The following is a 21774-nucleotide window of genomic DNA, read 5'->3' on the forward strand; positions in this document are numbered from 1 at the left end:
TACCTCCCCGGTTCAGAAGGAGATCGGTATGCGGATGTTCGGATTGATCGGCCTGGTGCTGGCACTGCTGGTCGTCGGGCTGCTGGCTAAGAAGCAGCTGGGCGGGCAGACCGTTGTCGTGCCCGGCGCGTCTCCCGCAGGCGCCGCATCGTCAGCGTCGTCGTCATCGGTGCGTGCGCAGGGCGCGCAGGTCCAGCAGGATTTCCAGCGCCAGCTCGACCAGGCAATGCAGCGGCCGAAATCGCCGGCGGACGATCAGTGAACGACACCGACTGGATGCGACTCGCGCTGGCAGAGGCTCGCAAGGCCGGCGAGTCGGGAGAAGTGCCCGTCGGCGCGGTGCTGGTCAGGGATGGCGTCGTCGTCGCGACCGGGCGGAATGCGCCCGTGACATCGCACGACCCCACCGCGCATGCCGAAATCGGCGCGCTGCGGGCCGGTGCGGCGGCGCTGGGCAATTACCGGCTCGACGGCTGCACGCTCTTCGTCACGCTGGAGCCCTGCGCGATGTGCACGGGCGCCATGCTGCACGCGCGGCTGGCTCGCGTTGTGTACGGCGCCGTCGAGCCCAAGACCGGTGCCGCAGGGTCGGTGACCGACCTTTTCGCGGAGCCGCGACTCAACCACCGGACCGCCGTGCAAGGCGGCGTTCTGGCCGACGAATGCGCGGCGCTGCTGCAGGATTTCTTCCGCCGACGTCGCGACCAAGCGCGAATCGCCGCCCGGCCGCTGCGCGACGACGCGCTTCGCACACCCGAAAAGCGATTCGAGGCGCTGCCGGATTACGCCTTCGCTCCGAACTGGATATCCGGCCTCGAAATCCAGCGCGGCTGGCGCATGCACTACCTCGACGAAGGCCTGCGGGAAGGGAGCGCGACGGTGCTTTGCCTGCATGCGCCGGGGCAGTGGAGCTACTTCTTCAGACATCTCGTGCAGCAATCCGGGTTTCGCTGGCTGGCGCCCGACCTGATCGGTTTCGGCCGAAGCGACAAACCCAAGCGCGAAGATGTACACACGCTCGCCTGGCATGCCGAAGTTTTGCTTGAATGGCTCGAAGCGCTGGCGGTCGGCCGCATCCTGATCGCAGCCGCAGATGGCGCACAACCGCTCGCTGCATTGCTGATCGCTTCTGCGCCGGACCGATTCGCAGTGACCGTGCCGGTGCCGGATCAGGAAGACGGCAGCGCAGCCGAAGCCTGGCGCGTGCCGTTTCCCGACCGTGGGCACGAGGCCGCATTGCGTGCGCTGGGTGTTTCGGACACGTTCGCGTCGGGCCCCTCCGCGGCGCAAAGCGCGCAGATTGCGCACGACGCAATGGGATACTTCGCGCCGTGAGCAAACACATCTACATCTATTCCCCTTCAAGCGCCGTGCGCGACAAGCCCGCCTTCCGACGCGGCATCAAACGTCTCCAGGCCCTCGGTTACGAAGTCGAGATCGACGAGGCCGCGCTGGCGGTATCGCAACGTTTTGCCGGCGACGACGCGACACGGCTCGCCGCCATTTCACGCGCGGCCGCAAGCGGCGCCGACGTGGCCCTGATCTCGCGCGGCGGCTACGGTCTGAGCCGCATCCTCGACGCGATTCCGTACAAGGCAGTGGCAAAAGCGGTCGACAAGGGCACGCAGTTCGTCGGCCTGAGCGACTTCACCGCGTTCCAGAATGCGCTGCTGGCCAAGACCGGCGCCATCACCTGGGCCGGCCCGGCCGTCGGCGAGGACTTCGGTGCCGAAGCCGGACCGGACGACATCATGGAAGCGTGCTTCGACGACCTGATCGAAGGGCAGGGCGAAGGCACCGGATGGCGCGTTCCGGCGCGCGACGGCGATGCGCCGGTGCTGAGCCGGATCAAGCAGGCCACGCTGTGGGGCGGCAACCTGGCGATGCTGACAAGCCTGCTCGGCACACCGTACTTTCCGGCGATCGACAAGGGCGTGCTGTTCCTGGAAGACGTCGGCGAACACCCGTACCGGATCGAACGCATGCTGGAACAGCTTCGTCATGCAGGTGTGCTCGGGCGTCAACGTGCCATCCTGCTCGGCCAGTTCACGTCATTCAAGAAGGTGCCGAACGACCGCGGTTTCGGCTTGCAGACGGTGGTGGACCGCCTGCGCGGACTCATCAAGCCGCCCGTGATTTCGGGGTTGCCGTTCGGCCATGTGCCGACGAAGGTGCTGCTACCGGTCGGCGCCAAGGTGGACATGGCGTCCAGCGGGCGGGAGGTATTCCTGATGTGGGGGCATCTCGACCAGGGGGAGCGGCACAGCCACGCGCACGATCACGCTCACTCGCACTCCCACTGATGGATCACGCCGTGAAACGTTGGTGCGAGCGCGCGACCATCGTCGACGGCAACCAGCCCTTGAACAGGTTGTTGATGCGCAGGATCTGCTGGCGCGCGACGGTCTCTTCGCCGACAGCAGTAAGTGTGGCAACCAGGTCCTGACGCAGATACCAGAGCGCTTCGAGATTGTCGGCAAACTGGACGCGTTGCTCGACACGTCTGATTTCATTGCCGCTGTGGCCCTTGAGGAGCGACAGCATCGCGCCGCGGATCTGGCTGATGCGACGATCGGCCACGCTGCGCAGACCCAGGCCCGGCAAGGACAGAAAACGGAAGATACGGCGCAAAGTCATGGAGGACACCCTGAGGACCCAAAAGCCAACGATGAGTGCTACGTTAAATCGGTCGGACATCGCCGACAAGTACGGAGAGAAGCAAACATGTTCTATAACAACATTCTTCACATTTCTTTCAACTTTGGCTGTGCAGATGAAGTCGTAAGTTCTACTGGAAATTGCGTTCAAAAGTCTAATAGACGCTTTGTTATTAGCCCATTCACGAACTAATGAACTTGCACGAGCCCTGCTCGATGCGAAACGGACGCAGGACATCGCTCGATTTGTCCTGCGGTCCTTCATTGCTTTGCCATAATCACCCAGCGATTGCTACCAAAAACTGCACAACATGGGCGCTTATTCAACGGTCGTCTTCGCGGATCTCACGGGCAGCACCCGGGTCTTCGAGGCAATGGGAAACGCACGCGCCACCGACACCGTCACCCGACTGACGCAATGGATCGCTGGCGTGTGCGAAGCGCATGGCGGCCGCGTCGTGAAGATGCTCGGAGACGGCGTGCTGGCGATCTTTGCCGGCGGTCACCAGGCCACGCAAGCCGTCCTCGAACTGCAGCGGAATCACCAGAAGCGCCTGCAGGCCTGGCCCGCCCCGTTGCGCATGGACCTGCAGATCGGCGTCGCGAGCGGGGATGTGCTCGAGGTCGACGGCGACTGTTACGGCGACGCCGTTAACCTGGCTTCCCGGTTGAGCGACCTGGCCGGTCCGGGGCAGATCTGGGCAACTGAATCGGTCGTGAGCCAGCTGAAGGAAGGCGAAGTCCGCCATCGCAGCCTGGGCCCGATCAATATTCGCGGGAAGAACGAGCTGCCGGTGGTGCATCGCATCGATTGGCAGGAAGAACTGACCGATTTCATGACGATGCCCGCGGCACTGGTGCATTCGCAGCGCTCGCCCGATTCGTCTTTCGGGCAGATCGAGCTGAAGTGGCTGGATGTGCGGACCCTGTTCAGCGCGGCGGAATTGCCGATCCACCTGGGGCGCGTCGACGATGCGCAGTTCGTGGTGAATGACCCTCGCGTGTCTCGCCTGCATGCGCGCATCGAGGCGAGGCAGGGCAGCTGTGTGCTGGTCGACGTCAGCACCTACGGCACGTGGGTCCGGTTCCATGGATCGGCCGGGCCAAGCAGCGAAATCGCGCTGCGGCGCGACGAATGCGTGCTCCACGGCAGCGGCGAGATCGGACTCGGCGCGCCATTGAATGATTTCAGCGCGCCGACGATCTCCTTCAACACGGCCGGCGGCAACCTGCTGCTGTCCCGTCGCGACGAGCGCTGAGCGCTGAGCGCCGGGCGTCCAAAAACGCCCAGGCCGGGGGATCAGACGTCGAAGAAGACGGTTTCTTCCGCGCCCTGCATGCGGATGTCAAAGCGATAGCGCACCGAGCCGCCTTCCTCGAAGCGCTCCGCGATCAGCGTATCGCGGCGTTCGGCCGGCACGCTGGCGAGAACCGCGTCTTCCGCATTCGCCGCTATCTCATCGCTGAAATACACACGCGTGAAGGTATGTAGAAGCAGCCCGCGCATCGTCACGATGACGTTGATGTGCGGCGCCTCGCCAGGCGTTTCCGCGCCGGGCTTCACGGTGTGAAATACATACCGGTTCTCGGCGTCGCTCCCGGTACCGCATCGACCGAAGCCTCTGAAGCCCATGGCGCGTGCGTTTTCCACCGTTGCCGGGTAGCGACTTGCGCCGTCGGGCTGGCTGATTTCGACCAGCGCATCGCCGACCGCATTGCCGTCGCCGTCGAAAACCTGGCCTTCCAGACGTATGCGCTCGCCGGAAGCACCGTCGAGCGCCAGCACTGCGTCGAAGGGCTGGTCGAAGTCATAGCCGTATTGGGTGGCGGTGAGGCCGTAGGCGAAGTACGGGCCGACGGTTTGCGAAGGGGTCTGGCCGAAGTTGGCTTCCAGTGCGCTCATCATGATCGGTGGCTCCTCAACGGTTTTCGAACGGGGTTTCATCGGCGCCGCGCAGCACGATGTCGAACTGGTATCCCAGCGCATAGCCTTCCTGCGTCACGTCGAGGCTGAAGTCGGCGACCAGGCGATTGCGGTATTTCTCCGGCGTACCGGTGACCATCGGGTCGTACTGCATTAGCGGATCGCCGGGGAAATACATCTGCGTCACCAGCCGGCTCGCGAAATGCTGGCCGAACAGCGAAAGATGGATGTGCTGCGGACGCCAGGCGTTCGGATGATTGCCCCACGGATACGCGCCCGGCTTGATCGTCAGGAAGCGATAGCGGCCTTCGCTGTCGGTCATGCAGCGACCGGCGCCGAGAAAGTTCGGGTCCAGCGGCGCGTCGTGCTGGTCGACCTTGTGGACGTAGCGGCCACCGGCGTTGGCTTGCCAGATCTCGACCAGCGTGTTCGCGACCGGCCGGCGGCGTTCGTCGAGCACCTGGCCGGTGAGGATCATGCGTTCGCCGATCGGCTCGCCGTTGCGACGCGCGTTGCGGGTGAGGTCGTGATCGAACTCGCCGATGCTGTCGTGGCCGTACACCGGCTGGCGCATTTCGCCGAGCGAAGCCTTCAGCGGTATCAGCGGCTTCGTCGGGCCGCGTTTCTGCGTCGAGCGGTAGCCGGGATAGAGATAGGACGGATGGCTGTCCCAGTCGCGCGGGTCGAGCCTGGGCAGTTCGGTTTCTTGCATTTCATGTCTCCGGTCATCGGTGGGGAGCTCGAACTTTAGAAGCCGATTCTCATGCTGTAAATTGACGATTCGTCGAATTTCAATAACCACCGGTAATCGACATGGTCGGCTTGGCAGACACCTTCATCCGCAGCGTGCAATTGCGCCACATGCGTTGCCTCGTGGCCGTCGCGCAGGAACGGCACCTGGCGCGCGCCGCAGAACGGCTCGCGCTGAGCCAGCCCGCGATATCGAAAACGCTGGCCGAACTGGAGGCGATGGCCGGCGTCCGCCTGGTCGAACGCGGTACCGCCGGCCGGCGCGGCGTGCAGGGACTGACGCCCGTGGGCGAACAGTTGCTGGCGCATGCGCTGCGGGTGCTGGAGGCGGTCGACGCCAGCGCGCTCGCCATCGCGCCGACGAACGGCGGACAGCTCCAGCGCCTGCGCATCGGTGCGCTGCCAAGCGTCGCGCCGGCACTGCTGCCGCGTGCGCTGGCCGACTTCCGCAGCAGGTGGCCGCAAGTGCAGGTGATCGTCAGGAGCGCGGCCAACGCCGTGCTGCTCGATGAATTGCGTGCCGGCGAGCTGGACCTGGTTGCCGGACGCATGAGCGATCCGCGCCTTATGACCGGTTTGAGCTTCGAGCTTTTGCACACGGAGCCGCTGGTTTTCGTGGCCCGTGCCGGTCATCCGCTGGCGCGCGCCGGTGCGACGATGCAGGTGCAGGACGTACTGCTGCATCCGCTGGTGGTCTACGGCGAGGGAACGATTCCGCGCCACAACACCGAAAGCTTCTTCTCTGCGCTCGGCCTGGCGCTGCCGGCAAATGCGCTGCAGACGCTCGACGTATCGGTGGCACGCGCGCTGGTGGCCATTTCGGACGCGGTCTGGATCACGCCGCTCGGCGCGGCGCGGGCCGACCTGGACGATGGGCGCGTGGTGCGGCTGCCGATCCGTACCGTCGGCACGGAGGAGCCGGTCGGCCTTCTTTTGCGCAGCGATGCTGATCCGTCGGCGCTCCGGGGCGCGATGGCCGGGTTGCTGAGGGATGAAGCCGCGCGGCTGTCGCGTTAAAGATGTCGCGTCAAGCATGTCGCGCTAGATCAGCGCCGAGATCCGCCGTGCCGTTTCCAGCAACTGCGGCAGCATCGTCTCCCGCATCGCCTTCGCACTGGTCCTGTTGGCCTGGCCGCTGATGTTGAGCGCCGCCACCATCCGTCCGGCGCGGTTGAATATTGGCGCGGCGATCGAAATCAGGCCTTCCTCCAGTTCCTGGTCGACCAGGCACCAGCCCTGGCGCCTGGCCTGAGTCACCAGAACCAGCAACGCATCGACATCGGTGACGGTCAGGCGCGTCAGCGCTTCGCGCGGCGACGCCTCGATGCGCGTCCGTGCTTCCGCCGGGTCGAGTTGCGACAGCAGCAGCCTTCCCATCGACGTGCACGACGCCGGCAGCCGTGAGCCGACGCCCAGGCTGATGCTCATGATCTTCTGCGTCGCGACGCGCATCACGTAGACGATGTCCGTACCGTCCAGCACGGCGGCCGAACACGATTCCTGCACCTGCGCGACCAGCGCGTCCATCACCGGCTCGGCGCGGTTCCAGATCGGCATCGACGAGAGATAGGCAAAGCCGAGATCGAGGATGCGCGGCGTGAGCGCGAAGAGTTTTCCGTCGGTCTCGACATAGCCCAATGTCTGCAGCGTGAGCAGAATGCGTCGTGCACCCGCCCGCGTGAGGCCGCTCGCGGCAGCGACCTGGCTCAGCGTCTGCCTCGGCGCGCGGGCGCTGAACGAGCGGATGACTTCCAGCCCGCGCGCGAACGACTGCACGTAGCTGTCGCCCGGCTTGGGCACTTCCGGTCGGGATGTCGCGGATGTCGCGGAAGTGTCGGAACGATCGTCGGGGGTGGTTGCCATGTGCGTCTGAAACTCCTAGAATTCATTATAAGAACAAATGTTCGCTATAAGAACATCGATGACGGATGAATCAGGGATGGATGACTCGGTGCTTACCCTCAATTCCCCAGGAGACAAACACACATGATCGACAAGATCGCACGCTCGGTCGCCGAAGCGATGGCCGACATCAAGGACGGCTCGACCGTCCTCATCGGCGGTTTCGGCACCGCCGGCATTCCGAATGAACTCATCGATGGGCTGATCGAGCAGGGCGCCAGAGACCTGACCGTCGTCAACAACAACGCCGGCAATGCCGAAACCGGCCTGGCAGCGCTGCTCAAGGCCGGCCGGGTGCGCAAGATCATCTGCAGCTTCCCGCGCCAGGCCGACAGCCAGGTGTTCGACGAGCTCTATCGCTCCGGCAAGCTCGAACTCGAACTCGTGCCGCAAGGCAATCTGGCCGAGCGCATCCGCGCGGCGGGCGCAGGCATCGGCGGTTTCTTCTGCCCGACCGGCTACGGTACGCAGCTCTCCGGCGACCGCGAGACGCGCGTCATCGGCGGCGTGCACTACGTGCTCGAGTACCCGATCCACGGCGACGTGGCGTTGATCAAGGCCGAGCGCGGCGACCGCTGGGGCAATCTGGTCTATCGCAAGGCAGCTCGCAACTTCGGCCCGGTGATGGCCATGGCCGCGAAGAAGACCATCGCGACCGTGCACGAGATCGCCGAACTCGGCACTCTCGACCCCGAAACCATCGTTACGCCGGGCATCTTCGTGAAGCAGGTCGTGAAGATTGACCGTGTCGCAACCCAGGCCGGCGGTTTCAAGAAGGCAGCATGAAAATGACCAGCACAACCACCGCTACCTATCAACGCCGCACCAAGGACCAGCTCGCCGCCCGCGTCGCGCAGGACATCTTCGATGGCGCCGTCGTCAATCTCGGCATCGGCCAGCCGACGCTGGTCGCCAATCATCTGCCCGCTGGCCGGGAAGTCATCCTGCAGAGCGAGAACGGCATCCTCGGCATGGGCGCTGCGCCGGCCGCAGGCGAGGAAGACTACGACCTTATCAATGCGGGCAAGCAGCCCGTCACATTGCTGCCGGGCGGCTCGTTCTTCCACCATGCCGACAGCTTCGCGATGATGCGCGGCGGGCATCTCGACATCTGCGTGCTCGGCGCTTTCCAGGTGTCGGCGACCGGCGATCTGGCGAACTGGCACACCGGCGAAAAGGACGCGATTCCGGCGGTTGGCGGCGCGATGGACCTCGCCATCGGTGCCAAGCAGACCTGGGTGATGATGGATCTGCTGACCAAGCAGGGCGCAAGCAAGCTGGTGAAGCAGTGCACCTACCCGCTGACCGGCATCGGCTGCGTCAAGCGTGTGTACTCCGATCTGGCGACACTGGAATGCACGCCCGACGGGCTGAAGCTGATCGACAAAGTCGACGGACTGGAACATGCCGAACTTGAAAAGCTGGTCGGCCTGCCGATCGCTGCCTGAAAAATTCAACAAGAGAGACACCACACATGACCAGACAAGCCTTCATCTGCGACGCGATCCGCACCCCGTTCGGCCGCTACGGCGGCGCGCTGTCGAGCGTCCGCGCCGACGATCTGGGCGCCGTCCCCCTGCGCGCGCTCATGGAACGCAACAAGGGCGTCGACTGGCAGGCCGTCACCGACGTGATCTACGGCTGCGCCAACCAGGCCGGCGAAGACAACCGCAACGTGGCGCGCATGTCCGCTCTGCTGGCTGGCCTGCCGCTGGAACTAGGCGGCGCGACGATCAATCGCCTGTGCGGATCGGGTCTCGACGCGATCGGCACGGCTTCGCGCGCCATCAAGTCGGGCGAAGCCGGTCTGATGATCGCGGGCGGCGTCGAAAGCATGAGCCGCGCGCCGTTCGTGATGCCGAAGGCCGAGACGGCTTTCGGCCGTGCCAACGCCGTCTACGACACCACCATCGGCTGGCGCTTCGTCAACAAGCTGATGAAGGCACAGTACGGCGTCGATTCGATGCCCGAAACCGCCGAGAACGTCGCCACCGACTACAAGATCGAGCGCGAGGCGCAGGACCGCATGGCGCTGGCTTCGCAGCAGCGCGCCGTCGCATCGCAGAAATCAGGCTTCTTCGACGCCGAGATCGTGCCGGTCAGCGTGCCGCAGAAGAAGGGCGATCCGGTCATCGTGAGCAAGGACGAGCATCCGCGCGAGACCAGCATGGAGTCTCTGGCCAAGCTCAAGGGCGTGGTCCGTCCCGACGGCACCGTCACGGCCGGCAATGCCAGCGGCGTGAACGACGGCGCCTGCGCCTTGCTGCTGGCCGACGAAGCCAGCGCGGCGAAATACGGCCTGACGCCGCGCGCCCGCGTGGTCGGCATGGCAACGGCCGGCGTCGCGCCGCGCGTGATGGGCATCGGCCCAGCACCGGCGACGCTCAAGGTGCTGGCGCTGACCGGCCTGACGCTGGACCAGATCGATGTCATCGAGCTGAACGAAGCCTTCGCGGCACAGGGACTCGCCGTGCTGCGCATGCTCGGCCTGGAGGACGACGACGCGCGCGTGAACATCAACGGCGGCGCGATCGCGCTGGGCCATCCGCTGGGTGCGAGCGGCGCGCGACTCGCGACGACGGCCGTGAACCAGCTGCACAAGCAGGGCGGCCGCTATGCGCTGTGCACGATGTGCATCGGCGTGGGGCAGGGCATCGCCGTTATCCTCGAGCGGGTCTGACACTTCCTTCGAACGGCCACGCCGTCGCAGCCCCATGGAAACCATCTTCGCACGGAAATCGTCCCGCTTCCAGGGCGACGCGACCGTCTATCTGATTCCCGGCGATCCGGTCAGCAACGTCCGGTTGCCCCGGATGTTCGATGCGGTGTTCGAGCGCTTCGGCATCGACGCCGTGCTGCTTCCGATGCAGGTGTCGAAACGCGACTTCGCAGTGTTCTTCAGGGCGGCATTCCTGGCGCGCAATGTCGGCGGCATGGTGATCGCACCGCCGCACAAGCCGCTGGTGATCGATCTGCTCGACGCCTGCGGGCTCGCCGGACGCATCGCCGGGTCGGTCAATGTCGTGCGGCGCACGGAGAGCAATGCGCTCGAAGGCGACCTGTTCGACGGCGACGGCCTGCTGGACGCGCTCGACCACTATGCGATGCCGTATCGCGGCAAGCGCGTGCTGGTGCTCGGAGCCGGCACGACGGCTGCGGCCATCGGTACGGCGCTGGTCGAAGGTGGTGCGACCAACGGCGTCGCGCACATCGCGTTCTACGACACGGCGGCGGGCAAGGCCGCGCGAGTGGCGGCGAAGCTGGATTCGTTCTTTGCCGCCGATGTCGTCGCAGCGGGCAGCAATGCGCCCGAAGGCTACGACCTGGTCATCAACGCGACGACTTCCGGACTTTCCGAAGACGATCCGATGCCCTTCGATGTCGCCCGCATGGAGCCCGGCGCCGCGCTGTTCGACACGCTGCTGCGCAACCAGCCGACGCCGCTGGTGCGCGCCGCCCGCGCACGCGGCCTGCATGCGCAGGCCGGTTTCGAGATGCTGATCCAGCAGATGCCGCACTACCTGCGCCACTTCGGCCACGAAGCCGCCGCCGAAGCGCTGCAGGAAGACGCGGATTTCCTGCGCGAACTGATCTATCCGCCCTCGATGCAGGGCGAGATCGCCAAACCCTATTTCTCCTGATTCTCCTGATTCACCTGGAGCCCGACCGAACATGCTTTCCGGCAAGACAACGCTCATCGCCCATCTGGGCTATCCGACCGAAGCCTTCAAGGCGCCGATGATCTACAACCCGTGGTTCGACAAGCACGGCATCGACGCATGCGTCGTACCGATGGGCGTCAAGCCTGAAGACTATGCGACCTCCCTGGCCTCGATCTTCAGGTTCAGCAATCTTCGCGGCGCGCTCGTCACGATGCCGCATAAGGTCGTCACCGTCGGCCTGATGGACGAAGTGACACCGACCGCGCGCATTGCAGGTGCCTGCAACGCCATCCTCAAGCGGCCGGACGGAACGCTGCTCGGCGACCAGTTCGACGGCGCCGGTTTCGTGCGCGGCGTCGAGCGAAAGGGTCGGCTGTTCAAGGGCGCGCGCGTACTGGTGTCGGGAACGGGCGGTGTCGGTTCTGCGATTGCCGCTTCGATTGCAGCGGCCGGCGCTGCCGAACTGGCGCTGTACGACTTCAGTAGCGCGTCGGCCGAGGCATTGGCTTCCCGGCTGCGCGAGCACTATCCGCAGATGACGGTCACAACCGGCTCGACAGACCCGGCCGGCTTCGACGTGGTCGTCAACGCGACGCCGCTCGGCATGCGCGACGACGATCCGCTTCCGTTCGACATCGACCGAATCAGCCCGGAGACTTTTGTTGGCGAGGTCGTCATGAAGACGGAATTCACGCCGCTGCTGCAGGCCGCGAAAGCCAAGGGCTGTGCCGTGCAGGTCGGCACCGACATGCTGTTCGAGATGATTCCGGCGTACCTGGAATTCTTCGGTTTTGGCACTGCGACGGCGGATGAACTGCGGTCCGTGGCCAAGCTGAGCTACTGATCCCGTGAGCATCTTCGACGGCTTCCTCTCCTCGCCCGAATCGCTGGATGCGTTCAGCGACGGCGCGTTTGTGGCTGCGATGCTGCGGTTCGAATCGGGGCTCGCACGGGCGCAGGCCGCCGAGGGACTGATGCCCGATGCCGCGGCGGCGAGCATCCAGGCGTGCTGCGACGTTTCGCTGTTCGACGTCGCCGGCATCGTGCGCGACAGTGGACGGGCCGGCAGCGTCGCGATTCCGCTTGTCAAGGCGTTGCGCGAGAAAGTCGCCGCTGCGAATGCCGAAGCTGCGCCATTCGTTCATTTCGGCAGCACCAGCCAGGACGTGATCGACACCGCGACTTCGCTCGTGACGCGTGAGGTGATCGCGCTGATCGAAGCCGATCTCGCCCGCGCTGCAGATGTGTTGCTGGACCACGCGATTCGCTACGCGACGACGCCGATGCTGGCGCGCACGCTGATGCAGCCCGCTTCCGTCACCAGTTTCGGTTTCAAGTGCGCCGGCTGGGCTGCGCCGCTGGTGCGCAGTGCCGAGCGTCTTCACGAGACAGCGCAACGCGCGCTGCAGGTGCAGCTTGGCGGCGCGGTCGGCACGCTGGCGCAGATGCGCGGTCGCGGTGCGGCCGTGCGCGCCCGGCTGGCTGCGGACCTGGGACTGGCGGACCCCGGCGCGACATGGCACACGCAGCGCGACGAGTGGGTCGCGCTCGGCTGCGAACTGGGGCTGATGACCGGCAGCCTTGGCAAGATCGGTGTCGACATCGGCCTGCTCGGCCAGTACGAGGTCGGCGAGGTTTCCGAACCGAGCGAAGCCGGGCGCGGCGGCTCTTCCGCAATGCCGCACAAGCGCAATCCGGTCGCGTCGATGGTGGCGGTCGCCGCCGCGCACCGCGTGCCACAGCGTGTCGCAGTCATGCTCGCCGCCATGCCGCAGCAGCACGAGCGTGCGCTTGGCGCCTGGCAGGCGGAACTTGCCGAATGGCCGCAGCTGGTGATGTCGGCGCACGGCAGCGTTCGTTCGCTTTCCGCGGCGCTTCCGGGCCTGCAGGTCGATGCCGGACGGATGCAGGCCAACATCGACCGCCTGCGTTCAGAGCTGCCGCAATCGGCCGCCGACGAATGGTTCGACCCCGTGCTGGCCGAGAACGCCGGCGCCATTGCAGTCGAGCGAGTCGCCGTTTTGCGCGAATGCCTCGTTGTAATCCAGAACAAGGATTCCGCTTCATGACCGACACAGCAGAGCAACCCGCCGACGACTACGAAGCCGGCCTTGTCAATCGCCGCCGCGTGCTGGGCAACGCCTGGGTCGACAAATCGCTCGCCAACCGCAACGAATTCAACAGCGAGTTCCAGGAACTCATCACGCGCCATGCCTGGAACGACATCTGGGGCCGGCCGGCGCTGGGTGACAAGACGCGCCGCTACATGGTGCTGTCGATGATGCTGGGCATCCACGCGTACGACGAGTTCGCGATGCACGTGCGCGCGGCGCTCGACGGTCCGCCGGAGTCGCGGCTGACGCCGGAAGACATCAAGGAAGTGATCATCATGTCCGCCATCTACTGCGGCGTGCCGGTCGCGAATCATGCCTTCGGCATCGCGACCGGCATCCTGCGCGAAAAGGGATTGCTGCCGGCCACGCCCGGCCGGTGAGCGCGCCGCGCGCCCGGGGAGCGAGCTTCGCGCTGCTGCTGCCGCTGCTTCTGGCAGCGCAGCCGGTGGCTACCGACAGCTATCTTCCGGCGCTGCCTGCCATCGCGCTCGAACTCGGTTCCGCCAGCGCCAGCCTGACGCTGTTCGTGCTGGCTTTCGGCATCGCGCAACTGATCTGCGGCCCGCTGTCCGACCGTTTCGGCCGACGACCGGTGCTTCTCGGCGGGCTGGCCTGCTACGCGCTGGCTTCACTCGGCGGCGCTTTCGCGACCAGCATCTTCATGCTCGGATCGTGGCGGGCGATCCAGGGTTTCGCGATGGCTGCCATTCTGGTCTGCGCCCGTGCTGCCGTGCGCGACCTGTATCCGGCGCACGAAGGTCCGCATGTGATGGCGCGCGGATTGACTGGTCTTGGTGCCGTCGGGCTTGTCGCGCCGGTCCTCGGGGCGTGGCTGGTGCAGGGCTTCGGCTGGCGCTCGGTGATGGTCGCGATGGCGTTGTATGCACTGACGCTGCTGGCGATGTGCTGGCGCTGGTTCGGCGAAACCCGGAAATCGCACGCGGGAGGCGAATCGGCGCCCAAAGGCAGCGCGCGCGCCGTTTTCGCAAGTGCGGCGTTCCGCGCCTGGGCCTCGCTGGCCGCAGTCACCTACGGCGGCATCTTCGCGTTCCTGCTGCTGTCGCCGATGGTCTACATCGGCTATCTGGGGCTCTCGACGGCGGCCTACGGCTGGATTCCCGCCGGCGGCTCGCTGATCTACATCTTCAGCACGACGATGTGCCGCCGCCTGCTGCGTCGGTTCGGCCCGGTGAAGTCGGTCAAGTTCGGGGCTTCGCTCAGCCTGGGCGGCGCGGTCATCCAGGCGCTCGGTTGCTGGCTGCTGCCGCACAGCGCGGTTCCGTTGCTCGTCGGCCACGCCGTTTACGTCATGGGCCACGGCATCCATCAGCCATGCGGTCAGGCGGGCTCGGTCGGCGATCTTCCGCATCTGGCGGGACGGGCGGTGTCCTGGTCGGGCTTCGGCATGATGATGGTCGCGTTCTGCGTTGGCCAGATCGCTGCGCGTTTCGTCGACGCCGAATTCTCGAACGGCGCCTGGCCGATGGTCGTGCCGATGCTGCTAGCCGGCGCCGCGCTGATGTCGATCGCGTTCTTCTGGCTGCCGCGCCTTCCCGCTCTCAAAAAGGAAACAACATGACATCCACCGCAGCTTCCCCTCGTCTCCACGTCGTCCGCGAAGGTAACGGTCCGGTCGTCGTTCTGAGCCATGCGCTCGGTTGCGACCTGCACATGTGGGACGGCGTGGCCGCGTTGCTGGCGCGTGCACACACCGTCGTGCGCTACGACCACCGCAACCACGGCGCCTCCGCACGCGTGCCGGACGCGATAAGCATCGATACGCTGGCGCATGACGCGGCGGAGCTCATCGAGCGCGAAGCGGGCGGCGAGCCGGTGCATTTCGTCGGTCTCTCCATGGGCGGCATGACGGGTCAGGCGCTGGCCGCGCGTCGGCCCGAACTGCTGCGCACGCTGGTCGTCGCGAATTCGGCGTCGCACTATCCGGATCAGGCGACGTGGCGTGCGCGAGCAGAAACGGTGGGCGCGAAGGGCGTCGCCGCCGTTGCGCAAGGCGCCGTGGAACGATGGCTCACACCGACCTTCGCCGCGACGGCCGAAGGCGCCGTGGTTGCCAAGCAGCTTCATGACGTGCTGGTACGCAACGATGACGCGTCGTACCTGGCGAGCTGCGCAGCCGTGGCGGCCATCGATTTCCGCGAAAGCAACAGGCGGATTTCGACGCCCACGCTGGTCATCGGCGGCACGCAGGATCTGGCGACGCCGATGGCGATGTCGCAGCAGATGGTCGATCAGATCCCGGGCGCGCGGCTGGCGACGATCGATGCCGCGCATGTGAGTGCGGCGGAGTTGCCGGACGAATTCGCCGAAATCCTGATCGGCTTCTGGCGCAGCCTTTGAAGCCCTCGGTGCTGGTTCCGGCGCCAGCAACTCGCTGATCGAGTGCCTTATGACAGAATGTCAGTGCCAAATGGCATGAAAGGCAATGATGAACACACACCAGGCACCCGCTCACAGACCCGGGCCGAACGCCGCATGGAGTTGGGGGCTCGATGACCAGCCCCCGATTTCCGCCAAATTGCGGGAGCGTTACGGGGCGCTCATCGATGCCAACGGGACGCACCTGGTGATCGCACTGGAAATGTTGGGCGGAAGCAAGGTGCTCTCTCACATACCCGAAAACCTCCTGGACGTTCACCACTGGGTTTCCCACGGCATCCCGAGTGCGTCGATTTTTCATCTGGCGCATTCGATAGAGCCGCTCTCGTCGACGACGCTGAGCGAAGCGCTCGGCATCAGTCTGCGCACGCTGCATCGCAAGAAGGGGGCGCAGGGCGAGACCCTGAGCGTTGCGCAAGGCGGACGTACCTTCAAGTTTGCCGAGGTGGTCGCCAAGGCTTCGCTGGTGCTCGGAAGCCGCGAAGCCGCCGTGCAATGGCTGGAGACGCCTGCCATCGGGCTCGATCAGCAAAAGCCGATCGACCTGCTCGCGACGCCCATCGGGACGCAACTCGTCGAAGAGTTGCTCGATCGCATCGCGCACGGGGTGTACGCCTGATGCGCGAACATGCGATGGCACCTGCGCCGCAGGTCGGGCCAGGTGGTCCGCTCCTCGCATGGCGGCTCGACCGTCAGCATCACGCGGACACCTGGGACAGCGGTATCGGCGCGGAAAAGTTCGGCGGCAGGTGGAACATCAAGGGTCAGCGCGCCGTCTATTGCTCGGTCGACCCGGGCACGGCGATTCTCGAAGTTGCGGTGCATGTGGGTTTCCCGTTGCTGACCACGCAACCCCACACGCTGACCTGCGCACGGATCACCGGTGGCCCGGTGTATGTCGTGCAGCCAGAGGACGTTCCCAACCCCGGCTGGCTGGCGCCGGGTACGCCCGGCGCCAGCCAGCAGGCATTCGGCAGTAGCCTCCTTGCGCAGTACGGCATCGTGCTTTTTCCGAGCACCGTTTCGAGGTTCAGCTGGAATCTTGTCATGGAGCCTGCCGTCGCCGAAGGCCGCTATCGACAGGACTCGCAGTCGCGCTTCGTACTCGACACCCGGCTCCATCCCTCGAAAGCGTGAGCCTCAGAGCACGGGCCGCAGTGCCTCCGCCACGTCCCTCAACACCGGCAGCAGCTTCTTCACCATCTGGTCGTCGGGATACATCTGCCGCTGCACCGTCACGCTCAGCGCGTACTGGCCGCGCCCCTTGCGGTCCTTGAGCATCAGCGCCAGTCCGCTGAGGCCGAAGTTGAGGTGCTGGTCGGCCATCCAGTAGCCGAGCGAGCGTGCGGCGACGACGCTGTTGCGGAAGCGTACGGCGTCGACGGGCAGCGAATCGGTGAAGTTCGCGAAGTCGTGCTTTTCGATCCAGGCATCGAGCGCCTCGTCGTCGATGGCCGACAGCAGCACGAAGCCTTGCGACACCACATGCGCCGGCACGCGCGCGCCCGGATTGAAACCGATCGACACCATCCGCGGCGCGTTGCTGCGCGCGATATAGACGACTTCGTCGCCGTCGAGCGCGCCGACGTTGAGCGTTTCGCCGCACTGCATCGACGCGCGCTGGATATACGGCTGCACCAGCCGCGGCACGCGCGCGCTGTCCAGAAACGCTTCGCCGAGGCGCAGGACGCGCGGCAGCAGCCAGTAATATTTGCCGTCCGTCGCGGCGTAGCCGTAGTGCACCAGGCTCATCAGGTAGCGCCGTGCCGCTGTTCGGGTGAGTGCCGCTGCGACGCCGGCTTCGGTGGCTGTCATGCGGGGCCGGTCGTCCGAAAACGCTTCGATGACGCGCAGCCCGCGGCCGAGCCCTTCAATTAGGAGTTTTCGGTCGATGACGGGGGCTATTTCGTTGTCGGGCGTGTTTTGCATGGCGAGCAGGCGTCTCAGGTGTTACCCGAATTTCGGTCGCAGGATGATCGCTGGCGATCGATCATCGATCGAATTAGGGTTGTACGGCATTGTGACTAATGTCGCGACTTTTTAAAGTCGCCGCCATGCATCGTTCCATCGCCACCGTGTCGCTGAGCGGCACACTGCGCCAGAAGCTCGAAGCCATTGCGGCGGCGGGATTCGACGGCATCGAGCTGTTCGAGGCCGACTTCATCAACTTCAATGGAACGGCTGCCGAGCTGGGCCGCATCGCCGCCGATCTGGGTCTGTCGATCGACCTCTACCAGCCGTTTCGCGATTTCGAAGCCATGCCGGAACCGCAGTTCCGCCGCAGCCTCGACCGCGCCGAGCGCAAGTTCGACCTGATGCAGGCGATGGGCGCCCCGCTGGTGCTTTGCTGCTCGAACACGTCGCCGGCGACCATCGACGATCCGGCGCTTGCAGCGGCGCAACTGCACGAACTCGCCGAGCGTGCCAGCCGTCGCGGCTTGCGCGTGGGTTACGAGGCGCTGGCCTGGGGCCGCAAGACGTCGCTCTACCGCCAGGCATGGGACATCGTGCGCCGCGCCGATCATCCGGATCTGGGCCTGATCCTGGACAGTTTCCACACGCTGTCGCTCAAGGACGATCCGGCCGGCATCGCAGAGATTCCCGGCGACAAGATCTTCTTCCTGCAGATGGCCGACGCGCCGCTGCTGGAAATGAGCGTGCTGCAGTGGGCGCGCCACCATCGCTCGTTTCCCGGACAGGGCGAGCTCGACGTGATCGACTTCTTCGTGCAGACGCTGCGCGCCGGCTACACCGGGCCGCTGTCGCTGGAAATCTTCAACGACGTTTTCCGCGAAACGCCGAACCGCCGCATTGCGGTGGATGCGATGCGTTCGCTGCTGTATCTGGAGAGCGAGGCGCGCGCGCGGCTTGAGTCGGCACCGGCGATGCGCCAGCCCGCTCCGGCCATCGAGCTGCTCAGCCCGCCGCCCGTCCCGAAGCTCGAAGGCATCACGTTCATCGAATTCGCGGCAGACGAGAAGTCCGCTGTCACGCTAGGTACGCTGTTCGGCCGGTTCGGTTTCCGGCGCGTCGGCAGGCATCGTTCCAAGGCGGTGTCGCTCTATCGGCAGGGCGACGTGCACCTCATCGTGAATGCGCAGCCCGATTCGTTCGCACGGGAACGCTTCGACGCCCACGGCGCGTCGGTTTGCGCGCTGGGCATCCGCGCCGCGGATCCGCAAGTGGCCGTCGCACGCGCCGTGGCGATGCGCTCGCAGCGCTACGACAGTCCGGTCGGCCCGGCGGAAACGACAGTACCGGCCATCGTCGCGCCGGGCGGAAACCTGCTGCATTTCGTGCCGTCGTCGCTCGGGCTGAACGGGTTGTACGAGGCGGATTTCATACTGGACGACGACCAAGCAGCGGAAGCGGGGCAGGGCGCCGGCCTGCTGGCGATCGACCACGTCGCGCTCGGCCTGGCCGTTGACCAGCTCGACACCTGGGTGCTTTTCTCGCGCGCGGTGCTCGGACTGGCGCCTGGAGAAAGCCTCGAGCTGGCCGATCCGTTCGGCCTGATCCGCAGCCGCGGCGTCGCCAACGCGGACCGCAGCGTGCGGCTGGTGCTCAACGTGTCGATGAGCCAGCGTACGCGCACGGCACGCATGTTGAACGTGACCGGCGGCGGTGCGGTGCATCACATCGCGCTGCGCTGCACCGACATCTTCGAGACCGTCGCCCGTCTGCGCGAGAACGGCGTTCGCTTCGTGCCGATCTCGCGGAATTACCACGACGACCTGCCGACCCGGCTGGACATCGACCTCGCACTCGTAGAACGCATGCGAGCGGCCGGCGTGCTGTTCGACCGCTCCGCGACCGGGGATTACCTGCACATCTACACGGAAAGCCTCGAAGGCGAGGGCACTTTCTTCGAGATCGTCCAGCGCATCGGCGCCTACGACGGCTACGGCAGCAGCAATGCGCCGGCCCGGATGGCGGCGCAGGCGCAACAGCTACCGCAACACTGAAAAAACCATCCACCCAGGAGACAACCAATGGCAAATCCAGCAACCCACAACGAGCCTCATGGCAGGCACCAGACGAAGAAAGCGACAGCCAGCGGCTGGATCGGCTCGGCGCTGGAGTACTACGACTTCTTCATCTACGCGACCGCGGCCGCGCTGATCTTTCCGCAGATCTTCTTTCCCAAGGGCGACCCGAAGATCGCCATCATCGCGTCGCTTGCCACCTACGGCGTCGGCTACGTGGCACGACCGATCGGCGCTTTCTTCCTCGGTCACTGGGGCGACACGCACGGCCGCAAGCAGGTGCTGGTGATCTGCATGTTCCTGATGGGTTTCTCGACCGTGGCCGTCGGCCTGCTGCCGACCTACGACCAGGTCGGCCTGCTGGCTCCGGCGCTGCTGGTGCTGTTGCGGCTGGTGCAGGGCTTCGCGGTGGCCGGCGAGATCTCGGGCGCCAGCTCGATGATCCTGGAGCACTCGCCGTTCGGCCGTCGCGGCTATTTCGCCAGCTTCACGCTGCAGGGGGTGCAGGCCGGCCAGATCATGGCCGCGGCCGTGTTCCTGCCGCTGGCGCACTACATGCCGGCCGAACAGTTCAGCTCGTGGGGATGGCGCATTCCGTTCCTGCTGAGCTTCATCGTGATCGTGGCCGGCTACATCATCCGCCGTGAAGTCGACGAGACGCCTGCCTTCACCGAAGTCGATGCCAAGGGCGCACTGCCCAAGGCGCCGGTGATTCAGGCCGTGACCGAAAGCTGGCGCGACATGTTGCGCGTGATGCTCTGTTCGCTGATGAACGTGATTCCGGTGGTCGCCACCATCTTCGGTGCCGCCTACGCGGTGCAGCCGGGTTACGGCATCGGTTTCGAGAAAGACGTGTATCTCTGGATTCCGGTGATGGGCAACATCGTCGCCGTGGCCGTGATCCCGTTCGTGGGCCGGCTGTCCGACAAGATCGGCCGTCGTATCCCGATCATGGTCGGCGCGATCGGTGCGGGCCTGCTGTCGTTCTGCTACCTCTACGCCATCAGCATCCACAACGTGCCGCTCGCCATCGTGATGTCGCTGCTGATGTGGGGTGTGGTCTACCAGGGCTACAACGCCGTGTACCCGAGCTTCTATCCGGAAATGTTCCCGACCCGCACCCGCGTTTCGGGCATGGCCATCTCGCAGAATCTGGGAACCGCCGTCACGGCGATGCTGCCGGTGCTTTTCGTCACCGTCGCACCTCCCGGTGCCACCAACATCCCCCTGACGATCGGCCTCATCACCATGGCGATCTGCGTCGTCGCGGCGATCTCGGCCTGGACGGCGCGTGAAACCTACCGCGTCCACATGAAGGACCTCGGCAACAAGAATGCGGTGCCGGTGCCGAAGGCAGAGTACGACGCGCTCCGCCGCCAGACCATCGACGATGCCAAGCTGGGCCGCGCCACCGCCGCCTGAAAAAGCGAAGCGGTGGACCGGGCGGCGCGCAGGCGACGCCGGCGAGGTCTCAGCCCTTCGAATTACCCGCGGCTTTTGAAGCGGCTGCGGTTTCCAGCGCGGAAACTGCAGCCCTTAGTGCCAGCAGATAGCTGTCGGCGCCGAAGCCGCACACCGATCCCCTCACGATCTCACCGAACACGGAGTGGTGCCGGAACTGCTCGCGCGCGTGGATGTTCGACATGTGCACCTCGACGATCGGGCACTTCAGGATCGCGAGCGCATCGCGGATGCCGTAGCTGTAGTGCGTCCAGGCGCCGGCGTTGATCAGCACCGCATCGACGCCGTCGGTGAAGGCCTGATGGATGCGTTCGCACATCACGCCTTCGATGTTGGTCTGGAAGCTTTCCACTTCGGCGCCGAGTTCCTTGCCCAGTGCGGCCAGCCGGGTCTCGATCTCGGCCAGCGTCGCGGTGCCGTATTGCGCCGGGTCGCGCTTGCCGAACATGTTGAGGTTGACGCCGTTGAGCGTCAGGATCTTGTAGGTCATCGGTAGGTCTCCATGCTTGAACCTGAATCCTAAGCGACGTGGAAGGCGTGATTGCGGTCGACCTGCATGCAGGACAGCGCCGCGTTTTAACCCTGCGAGAGATTCGGACGCGAGAAGCTATGGCATCGTGATGCAGCGCCAGGCATCTACAAAAACGACAAGAAGTCCGGGTGGCAGACGACTCGAATCCGACCATCACCTGAAACAGAAATGACCGAATCCAATTCCAGCAAAGACCCCTCCCTCAAATCGATCGAGGCCGAACTCGATCGCTCCATCGAGAAGCTCGACGAGAAGAAAGAAGCGGAAGAACGGGCGCAGGCAGCCGAGCAACTGGCGGAGTCGAAGGACGACCCCGCACCGCTGTCGGACTACAAGAAGGCAGAAGCCATCAGGAAAGGCGCAGTCTGAATTTGCGCTCTGGGCTTGCG

Annotated in this window: 25 protein-coding genes; 19 read left to right on the forward strand and 6 right to left on the reverse strand. The window is 65.3% G+C overall.

Features of this window, described 5'->3' with window-relative positions:
- Positions 1-34: 34 nt before the first annotated feature.
- The 3 genes from ACSFA3_RS01585 to ACSFA3_RS01595 are packed head-to-tail and all read left to right on the forward strand — an operon-like array spanning position 35 to position 2303.
- The gene (locus ACSFA3_RS01585; protein ID WP_435503654.1) at positions 35-262 is read left to right on the forward strand and encodes a hypothetical protein; all 228 of its coding nucleotides are present in this window, start codon (positions 35-37) and stop codon (positions 260-262) included.
- Positions 259-1335 (forward strand): tRNA adenosine(34) deaminase TadA, encoded by a 1077-nt coding sequence (gene tadA, locus ACSFA3_RS01590; protein WP_435503655.1) that lies wholly within the window; start codon positions 259-261, stop codon positions 1333-1335. Before ACSFA3_RS01585 ends, tadA begins: the two co-directional genes overlap by 4 nt.
- A complete protein-coding gene (locus ACSFA3_RS01595) occupies positions 1332-2303 on the forward strand; it encodes an LD-carboxypeptidase (protein ID WP_435503656.1) in 972 nt (323 codons plus the stop codon). Before tadA ends, ACSFA3_RS01595 begins: the two co-directional genes overlap by 4 nt.
- A 4-nt stretch (positions 2304-2307) precedes the next feature.
- Here ACSFA3_RS01595 and ACSFA3_RS01600 read toward each other — a convergent pair whose 3' ends face one another.
- Positions 2308-2637 carry a hypothetical protein gene (locus ACSFA3_RS01600; RefSeq protein WP_435503657.1) on the reverse strand — a complete coding sequence of 110 codons (330 nt, stop codon included), beginning with the start codon at positions 2635-2637 and terminating at the stop codon, positions 2308-2310.
- A gap of 331 nt (positions 2638-2968) precedes the next feature.
- Between ACSFA3_RS01600 and ACSFA3_RS01605 the strand changes: the two genes are divergently transcribed.
- Positions 2969-3916 carry an adenylate/guanylate cyclase domain-containing protein gene (locus ACSFA3_RS01605; protein ID WP_435503658.1) on the forward strand — a complete coding sequence of 316 codons (948 nt, stop codon included), beginning with the start codon at positions 2969-2971 and terminating at the stop codon, positions 3914-3916.
- Positions 3917-3957: 41 nt separating this feature from the next.
- Here the strand turns inward: ACSFA3_RS01605 and pcaG are convergent, their stop codons facing one another.
- Positions 3958-4560 (reverse strand): protocatechuate 3,4-dioxygenase subunit alpha, encoded by a 603-nt coding sequence (gene pcaG, locus ACSFA3_RS01610; protein ID WP_435504925.1) that lies wholly within the window; start codon positions 4558-4560, stop codon positions 3958-3960.
- A 16-nt stretch (positions 4561-4576) separates the two neighbouring features.
- Positions 4577-5293: a protocatechuate 3,4-dioxygenase subunit beta gene (gene pcaH, locus ACSFA3_RS01615; RefSeq protein ID WP_435503659.1), complete on the reverse strand. Its 717-nt coding sequence runs from the start codon at positions 5291-5293 to the stop codon at positions 4577-4579.
- A gap of 101 nt (positions 5294-5394) precedes the next feature.
- On the opposite strand from pcaH, the gene ACSFA3_RS01620 reads away from it, so the two are divergent.
- Positions 5395-6348, forward strand: a complete 954-nt coding sequence (locus ACSFA3_RS01620; protein ID WP_435503660.1) for a LysR substrate-binding domain-containing protein — start codon at positions 5395-5397, stop codon at positions 6346-6348.
- Between the two features lie 24 nt (positions 6349-6372).
- Here the strand turns inward: ACSFA3_RS01620 and ACSFA3_RS01625 are convergent, their stop codons facing one another.
- Positions 6373-7194 carry an IclR family transcriptional regulator domain-containing protein gene (locus ACSFA3_RS01625; protein WP_435503661.1) on the reverse strand — a complete coding sequence of 274 codons (822 nt, stop codon included), beginning with the start codon at positions 7192-7194 and terminating at the stop codon, positions 6373-6375.
- Positions 7195-7317: 123 nt separating this feature from the next.
- On the opposite strand from ACSFA3_RS01625, the gene ACSFA3_RS01630 reads away from it, so the two are divergent.
- The 11 genes from ACSFA3_RS01630 to ACSFA3_RS01680 all read left to right on the forward strand — a co-directional run bounded on the left by ACSFA3_RS01630 (position 7318) and on the right by ACSFA3_RS01680 (position 16543).
- Positions 7318-8019: a 3-oxoacid CoA-transferase subunit A gene (locus ACSFA3_RS01630; protein ID WP_435503662.1), complete on the forward strand. Its 702-nt coding sequence runs from the start codon at positions 7318-7320 to the stop codon at positions 8017-8019.
- Between the two features lie 2 nt (positions 8020-8021).
- Complete coding sequence (locus ACSFA3_RS01635; RefSeq protein ID WP_435503663.1) at positions 8022-8681, forward strand: 3-oxoacid CoA-transferase subunit B; 660 nt, start codon at positions 8022-8024, stop codon at positions 8679-8681.
- Positions 8682-8707: 26 nt separating this feature from the next.
- The gene (pcaF, locus tag ACSFA3_RS01640) at positions 8708-9913 is read left to right on the forward strand and encodes a 3-oxoadipyl-CoA thiolase (protein WP_435503664.1); all 1206 of its coding nucleotides are present in this window, start codon (positions 8708-8710) and stop codon (positions 9911-9913) included.
- Positions 9914-9947: 34 nt separating this feature from the next.
- Positions 9948-10874 (forward strand): shikimate dehydrogenase family protein, encoded by a 927-nt coding sequence (locus ACSFA3_RS01645; RefSeq protein WP_435503665.1) that lies wholly within the window; start codon positions 9948-9950, stop codon positions 10872-10874.
- A 31-nt stretch (positions 10875-10905) separates the two neighbouring features.
- Entirely contained in the window at positions 10906-11739 is an 834-nt protein-coding gene (locus tag ACSFA3_RS01650; protein ID WP_435503666.1) for a shikimate dehydrogenase family protein, read from the forward strand.
- Between the two features lie 4 nt (positions 11740-11743).
- Positions 11744-12964 carry a 3-carboxy-cis,cis-muconate cycloisomerase gene (pcaB, locus tag ACSFA3_RS01655; RefSeq protein ID WP_435503667.1) on the forward strand — a complete coding sequence of 407 codons (1221 nt, stop codon included), beginning with the start codon at positions 11744-11746 and terminating at the stop codon, positions 12962-12964.
- Positions 12961-13389, forward strand: coding sequence for a carboxymuconolactone decarboxylase family protein (locus tag ACSFA3_RS01660; RefSeq protein ID WP_435503668.1), 429 nt, complete (start codon positions 12961-12963; stop codon positions 13387-13389). The genes pcaB and ACSFA3_RS01660 overlap by 4 nt, the downstream gene beginning before the upstream one ends.
- A complete protein-coding gene (locus ACSFA3_RS01665; RefSeq protein ID WP_435503669.1) occupies positions 13386-14588 on the forward strand; it encodes an MFS transporter in 1203 nt (400 codons plus the stop codon). Before ACSFA3_RS01660 ends, ACSFA3_RS01665 begins: the two co-directional genes overlap by 4 nt.
- Positions 14585-15367 (forward strand): alpha/beta fold hydrolase, encoded by a 783-nt coding sequence (locus ACSFA3_RS01670; RefSeq protein WP_435503670.1) that lies wholly within the window; start codon positions 14585-14587, stop codon positions 15365-15367. The genes ACSFA3_RS01665 and ACSFA3_RS01670 overlap by 4 nt, the downstream gene beginning before the upstream one ends.
- A gap of 88 nt (positions 15368-15455) precedes the next feature.
- Complete coding sequence (gene parS, locus ACSFA3_RS01675) at positions 15456-16025, forward strand: type II RES/Xre toxin-antitoxin system antitoxin (RefSeq protein ID WP_435503671.1); 570 nt, start codon at positions 15456-15458, stop codon at positions 16023-16025.
- A complete protein-coding gene (locus ACSFA3_RS01680) occupies positions 16025-16543 on the forward strand; it encodes an RES family NAD+ phosphorylase (protein ID WP_435503672.1) in 519 nt (172 codons plus the stop codon). Before parS ends, ACSFA3_RS01680 begins: the two co-directional genes overlap by 1 nt.
- 3 nt (positions 16544-16546) lie before the next feature.
- Here the strand turns inward: ACSFA3_RS01680 and ACSFA3_RS01685 are convergent, their stop codons facing one another.
- Positions 16547-17335 (reverse strand): IclR family transcriptional regulator domain-containing protein, encoded by a 789-nt coding sequence (locus ACSFA3_RS01685; RefSeq protein ID WP_435503673.1) that lies wholly within the window; start codon positions 17333-17335, stop codon positions 16547-16549.
- A gap of 125 nt (positions 17336-17460) precedes the next feature.
- Between ACSFA3_RS01685 and ACSFA3_RS01690 the strand changes: the two genes are divergently transcribed.
- Both ACSFA3_RS01690 and ACSFA3_RS01695 read left to right on the forward strand, forming a co-directional pair.
- On the forward strand, positions 17461-19371 hold the full coding sequence (locus ACSFA3_RS01690) for a bifunctional sugar phosphate isomerase/epimerase/4-hydroxyphenylpyruvate dioxygenase family protein (RefSeq protein ID WP_435503674.1): 1911 nt from the start codon (positions 17461-17463) through the stop codon (positions 19369-19371).
- A 27-nt stretch (positions 19372-19398) separates the two neighbouring features.
- A complete protein-coding gene (locus tag ACSFA3_RS01695; RefSeq protein WP_435503675.1) occupies positions 19399-20814 on the forward strand; it encodes an MFS transporter in 1416 nt (471 codons plus the stop codon).
- A 49-nt stretch (positions 20815-20863) separates the two neighbouring features.
- Here ACSFA3_RS01695 and aroQ read toward each other — a convergent pair whose 3' ends face one another.
- A complete protein-coding gene (gene aroQ, locus ACSFA3_RS01700) occupies positions 20864-21343 on the reverse strand; it encodes a type II 3-dehydroquinate dehydratase (protein ID WP_435503676.1) in 480 nt (159 codons plus the stop codon).
- A gap of 210 nt (positions 21344-21553) precedes the next feature.
- Between aroQ and ACSFA3_RS01705 the strand changes: the two genes are divergently transcribed.
- Positions 21554-21754: a hypothetical protein gene (locus ACSFA3_RS01705; RefSeq protein ID WP_435503677.1), complete on the forward strand. Its 201-nt coding sequence runs from the start codon at positions 21554-21556 to the stop codon at positions 21752-21754.
- The last annotated feature ends 20 nt before the right edge of the window (positions 21755-21774 follow it).

The sequence above is a fragment of the Variovorax glucosi genome, from assembly GCF_051216695.1.
GTDB lineage: Bacteria > Pseudomonadota > Gammaproteobacteria > Burkholderiales > Burkholderiaceae_C > Variovorax.